Annotated in this window: 4 protein-coding genes; 2 read left to right on the forward strand and 2 right to left on the reverse strand. The window is 65.0% G+C overall.

Annotation, left to right across the window (positions count from 1 at the left end):
* Window positions 1-944 precede the first annotated feature (944 nt).
* Both ACXJKL_RS12355 and ACXJKL_RS12360 read right to left on the reverse strand, forming a co-directional pair.
* The gene (locus tag ACXJKL_RS12355; protein WP_457207344.1) at window positions 945-1,754 is read right to left on the reverse strand and encodes a hypothetical protein; all 810 of its coding nucleotides are present in this window, start codon (window positions 1,752-1,754) and stop codon (window positions 945-947) included.
* Window positions 1,755-1,839: 85 nt separating this feature from the next.
* On the reverse strand, window positions 1,840-4,926 hold the full coding sequence (locus ACXJKL_RS12360) for a DUF3427 domain-containing protein (RefSeq protein WP_457207345.1): 3,087 nt from the start codon (window positions 4,924-4,926) through the stop codon (window positions 1,840-1,842).
* Window positions 4,927-5,086: 160 nt separating this feature from the next.
* On the opposite strand from ACXJKL_RS12360, the gene ACXJKL_RS12365 reads away from it, so the two are divergent.
* Entirely contained in the window at window positions 5,087-5,302 is a 216-nt protein-coding gene (locus ACXJKL_RS12365) for a hypothetical protein (protein WP_457207346.1), read from the forward strand.
* A gap of 136 nt (window positions 5,303-5,438) precedes the next feature.
* Window positions 5,439-5,995 (forward strand): AfsR/SARP family transcriptional regulator (locus ACXJKL_RS12370; RefSeq protein ID WP_457207347.1); only part of this gene is annotated, 557 nt, incomplete at its 3' end.

Below are 5,995 nucleotides of genomic sequence, written 5' to 3' on the forward strand. Positions count from 1 at the left end.
ACTCCCAAGCTGCGCCACCGCCGCCCACCCGCGGCTGAGATCGAGCCGTGGACCCCGATCTGGTGTCCGTGGTGCAAGGTCAGTCACCCAGCCTCAGCCTTCAACAGAGAGACTCGACGCTTTAGTGGGTTGTCCGGAATCTGCCGAGAGGCACAGGCTGAAAAAAGACAGCTGCCAGAGGAGAAGGCGAAGAATCAGGCGCGGAACCAGCGGCGGTGGACCAGCCCCGAATACCGCGAACTTTCTCGCGAAAGGAATCGTCAGCGGCGGCTTGCTGTCGGGGCGGCGGATCTCAGACGGTCGCGAGCTCGGTTGCAGGCGATTGTCGACGGGTGGAAACGCAGTGGCTGTGTTGACTGCGGCTACAGCGACATCCGTGCCATCGATCCTGACCACATTCATCCCGATGAGAAGAACGGCAATCTCTCTCGGATGGTTCAACTGTGTGTGTCGGCATTCAGAATTCGCACCGAGCTGGCCAAGTGCGTTCCGAGATGCGCACGATGCCACCGACGCGATACGTGGGATAAGCGCCCGTCGCAGTGGCGTTCGGAGCCTCAACTGCCGGCGTCGTGGCTTCGCCGACTCGAGCTGCAAGACTTCAACGACCAGCTCAAAATGGCGCTTGGTTGTGCCGATTGTGGGTGGAAAGGATGGCCCCGTGGCATGGACTGGGACCACGCGAGGGGCGTGAAGTTGCACGCGGTCGCCAAGCTCATTAACGACAGGTGGCCCGTTGAGGTGCTCATCAGTGAGACCGCGAAATGCGATGTGGTGTGTGCGAACTGTCATCGGATCCGGACTTGTCGACGTCGTTTGTCGGCCACAGTGCCGTTGAAAGTGGAGGCGTCATCGACGCCTGACCTCACGGAACCGGGGTGCTAGGTGGTCTTCGCACCGCTGTGATCGCGATTGCTGCGCAACGACATCTAAAGGGCGGCTTCCTACAACCCTGTGCACAGGAGCTCGGGGTCACCGATCGCAGGGAAGGACTTCACGTTAGGAGCTGAACTGTTAGTGGCGAGTAGCGCAAATCTGTAGGGCATGCTCAGAGGGATCTCGAACGGTACGGCGACGCCCGGCGTAAGTGCTGGCGAGGTCCACACGGGAGCCTCGTCGGCGAACAGTTGAATGGTCCCCGTGGACCCATCTGCGGACGCGTCGATGAGTCCTGCCGTACCTCGGAACGCTTTGCAGTTTCGACCCGGAGTATGGCGGGACTCCCACGAACGGGCTGATGACCACGTCTCAGGAGTCCAGGCCTCGTAGGTCCGACCCGAGATTGAAGCCTCGCCAAGCCGCAATCCAGACGTGTACTGGTAGGCCGGGAACTCCCGAAGCTGCACCCAGCTCCATACTTCAACTCGGACTGGCTTGGAGACCACGGCCCGTCGGTGGTCCCGATACTGCACGCGAACGCGGAACTTCTCCAGGTTCGGCTGCTGTGCGGTCGACTTGAATTTGATCCGAGCCCGGCCGCGCACCGCGGACGACTTCACGACCTCCCAAGTCGGGCTGCCCAGTCCTTCGTAGACCGGCATTTCCAGGCGCTCGAGGGTGATGCGCTTCGCGATACGAGCGGCGGGCACTTTGGCCACCACGGGGATCAGGTCACCCGCAACGACCTGCGAGGCTTCGCTGACGATCACTCGAGGTCGTTCGGTCGCGGCTGAGGCGGTCGATTGGACCGATGAGCCGATCGCCAGCGCAAGCATGAGGCTCGCGAGGGCAGCAACTGTGGGGTGCTTCCTCACTTCGTGTCCTTCGTTGTCGTAATGACGAGTGCTCGAGGCATCCTCGGTTACCGATTTGATCGGCGCATGTGAACGATGAACAGACCTACTGAGCGATCGCCGATGCGTGCTGGAAGAACTCCATCGGCATCGCGTGCTCAAGCTTCCAGGTGATCGCGATGGGCCGGTCGCCACTGTGGGAGACGTACGTCGCAGGGCCCATGAAGGTGTAGGGCGACGTACCGAAGTCATCCTTCGCCTCATGCCGCACGAACAGCAGGACTGTCGAGGCGCCCGTCAGGTACCGCTGACCAGTCTTGGAAATCGTCGACGTCGTGGACTGCGACTCCCAGTGGAACAGGTCCCGACTGATCGGGTAGTCGGCATACATGGTGGTGGGGGAGTAGTCGGCTTCGGACTTCTTCAGCGTGACGAAGAAGGCGTCGACGTTGAGGTTCGGGAGATAAAGAACCCCCTCGCGGAAGCTGTTGGGCCGCCGGGGGAAATCAAGGGCAGCCAAGACCTCTTCCCGCTGGTAGCGGGCATGGACCTTGAGAGGTACGGACGAGAGCGACCCATCGAGTGTGAGTGGGACGTGACGCGCGGCCTCGTAGGAGAGATCGACCACCGTCCGAATCTCGGCGCGGGCGGCGGCCTCACGACGGATCGCCTCGAGACCATCGCCGTACGAGTCGAAGTCGCCGCCGTCCGACCAGAACGAGTAGAACAGCATGCGGGCCAGTCGCTGCTCGCCCTCGGTCAGCTCGTCGTACTTCGGGGCGTCGTCCCGAAGGAGGGCGTCGTACGACGCCGCTCGCTGCGGGTCGTCGACATGGGCGAAAGCCCGCACGCGCTTGAGGAGTCGTTCCTCCAACTCAGAGCCGGGCAGCGAGTCGAACCCGGCTTCCCTTCGAAGCGCTGTCCAGGAACCGCGCCGGCTGATGTCGCTCAGCTCGACGCCGCTCTCCTCCAAGAACGTCGTCAGGTCGGTATCTCCTACCTGGCGCAGCGCGCTGACGAGCTGAGCCCAGCGAGGCGAGACCTGCGAGCGGAGGTTGTCGAGGACGATCTCTTGAGCCTGGCGATCCAACTGAATCTGGCACCCGGACGGCAGGAAGGGGAACTCGTCGTGAACGGCCTTCTGGAGTTGCTTGCCGTGGACGCCCGTCAAGGCGGCGAACTTCTTGGCGAAGCTGAACTCTCTGCGGTGATAGCCCACGAAGTCGAGCACAGTGAGGACGGCCTTGTCGTGAGTGCGTCGGAGGCCACGCCCCAACTGCTGCATGAAGATCGTGGAACTCTCAGTAGGGCGAAGGAACAGCACGGTGTCCACGTCCGGGATGTCCAAGCCCTCATTGAAGACGTCCACCGTGAAGAGCACGTTGACCGTCGCAGCACGCAGCTCACGAAGAGCGGCCGCACGATCCTCCGCCGCGGTCTGTCCTGTGATACATCGAGCCGGGATGCCGGCCTCGTTGAAGACCTGCGTCATGTACGACGCGTGGGCCACGGAGACGCAGAACCCGAGGGCGCGCATCTGGCCGGGGTCTGCGACCTTCTCTCGAAGCTGCCTCAGGATGATGCGTGCCCGCGCGTCGTTGCCGGTGAAGACGTCCTCGAGTTCACGCTCGTCGTACCTGCCGCGTGTCCACGTGATCGCCCGCAGGTCCGTCCCGTCTGCGATGGCGAAGTAGTGGAAGGGGCACAGGAGGTCCGCGCCGAGGGCGTCCCACAGGCGCAGCTCGGCAGCGGTCCGTCCGTCGAAGAACGAACGTACGTCGGTCCCGTCCGCCCGCTCAGGGGTGGCAGTGAGGCCGAGCAACTCGGTGGGTCGGAGGTGATCGATCAACCTCCGGTAGGTGCGTGCTTCGGCGTGGTGGAACTCGTCGATGACGACGACGTCGTACGCGTCAGCGGGGATCTCAGTCACGCCGTACGACGTGAGGGATTGAACGCTCGCGAAGACGTGACTCCATCGCTCCGGCCRCTGTCCTCCCACATAGAGCTCGCCGAAGCTCGCGTCGCCCAGGACTTCCCGGTAGGTGCGAATGGACTGCTCGAGGATCTCCTTGCGGTGTGCCACGAAGAGCAGGCGAGGTTGGTGCCCAGCGGCTTGCTGGCACATGCGTCGGTAGTCCAGGGCTGCAATCACCGTCTTGCCGGTGCCCGTGGCAGCCACCACCAGATTGCGATGGCGGTCATGGACGACGCGCTCTGCCTCGAGCTCATCCAGCATCTGCTGTTGATAGGGGTACGGACGGACGTCGAGACCCACGAGCGAGATCGTGACCCGTCCCGAGCTCTTGGTTCCCTTGGCCTCGAGAAGAGCGTCGTCGAGCCGGTCGCGGTCTCGCTCCGGGTCGTACGACTCGAACTCGGGGCTGTTCCAGTAGGCATCGAAGGTAGCGCGGAACTTGTCTAAGAGCGCGGGCGTGGCGGCCGTACTCAGGCGCACGTTCCACTCGACACCTTCGAGCATGGCGGAGGTGGTCAGGTTGGACGAACCCACGTAGGCGGTGTCGTATCCGGTGCGGCGGCCGAAGAGCCATGCCTTCGCGTGGAGGCGGGTGCGCTTGGCGTCGTACTGGACTTTCACCTCGGCGCCGAAGTCTTGAACGAGACGGTCGAGCGCGCGACGCTCGGTCCCTCCGATGTACGTCGTGGTGACCACTCGGATGGGGATCCCGGCCTGCCGAGCGGCAGCCAACTCTCCCTCGATCAGGCGCAAGCCGTGCCACATGACGAAAGCACAGAGGAGGTCGATCGAGTCGGCGGAATCGATCTCGGCGCGAAGCTCCGAGGCCAGGCTCGGCTCCCCGGGGGCGTTGGTGAGCAGGGCCGCGTCATTCAGCGGGGTCTTCGGACGTTTGCGGAGGCGACCGTCGGAGCCGGGCCCGTCAGGCAGGCGTAGGGCATGAAGCTGTCGGGCGGGAGTGGTGACCGGATCGGGAAGTTCGTCGATCGCTTGAAGCACCGCGTTCGCCAGCGTGACGCGAGCCCTCGGATCCTTGATCGCGGACAGACGCTTGAGGGCGAGGGCCGACAAGTGCTGCGTCAGCACGTGAGGGAGGTCCGCGTCGTCCACGGCGTCGTACTCATGGATCTGGTGGACGATCGAGCCCAGCTGCTCATCCAATCCGTCGGTCAGCAACATCTCGTGCAGGCCGATGGGCAGGTCCCCCGAGGTGTCCATGCGGCCGAGCTTGCCAGGCGTTCGGCGGCCGCACCGGGAAACGGTTCGGCTCGCACGTGCCGTCGCAATCACCCATGGGTCCCTCGTAGAGCCACCATCAGATGACGGAAGGGCCGCGAAAAGCAGCGCTTCCCATGGCATGGGCGCATACTTGAGTCCTATGACGTCCTCATCGTGGTCCACGCGCAAGTCCTCGAGCCCCTTCCAGCCCAAGCCCGAACTGGAGATCGAGGTGTACGCCGTCGGCGACCAGGTCTGCCACGACCTCTACGGCCTCGGTCGTGTGATCGGTGTCGAGGCCCACGCTGTGTCGATCGACTTCGGCGACAAGACGGTGCGCGTCACGAGCCCCTACGCCAAGCTCGAGCACCTCTAGCCCGAGGCCGCCCCGAGCGGCCGGTCTAGCACGGCCCCCACCAGGGGCCTCGACGCGAGCCCGAGTGCCCAAATTCGGGGCAGCAACCACCCCTGCCGCAGCCCTATCCTCGACGGAGACGACGCGAGGAAGTGGGGTGGACGGGCAGCCGCAGCTTCACCTGCACGTGCTCGGCGAGCTCACGGCGAYGCGGGACGACGTGGTCGTGGACCTCGGCGGGCGGCGTCAGCGCGCCGTACTGGCAGGGCTGATCATCCTGCGGGACCAGGTGGTCCCGGCCGATCGACTGATCGACTGCGTGTGGGCTGACCGCCCACCGACCAACGCCACCGGCGCGCTGCAGGCCTACGTGAGCCACCTGCGCAGGCGGCTCGAGCCGGACGCCTCGGCCCGGCAGCGCGACGGCGTCATCGCCCGCGCCGGTCCCGGATACGTCCTGCGGATCCCGCCGGACGCCGTGGATGCGTGGCAGTTCGAGGCGGCCATCGAGTCGGCGGCGGGCCAGGCGCCGGCAGATGCGGTGTGCACCCTGGAGACCGCGCTCCGGCTGTGGCGCGGACCTGCCTACGCCGACTACGCGGGGGAGACCTGGGCGGAGGCGGAGGTCGCCCGGCTCACCGAGCTCCGGGCGCTGGCCCGCGAGCGCCTCCTCGCCACGCGCCTCGACCTCGGTGAGGCCCAGCTCGTCATCGG

It is taken from the genome of Nocardioides sp. P5_C9_2 (genome assembly GCF_054049555.1).

Bases quoted from the DNA above. Each gene is read 5' to 3' on its own strand.
- ACXJKL_RS12365 (WP_457207346.1), top strand. From the start codon at position 5,087: ATGACGTCCTCATCGTGGTCCACGCGCAAGTCCTCGAGCCCCTTCCAG.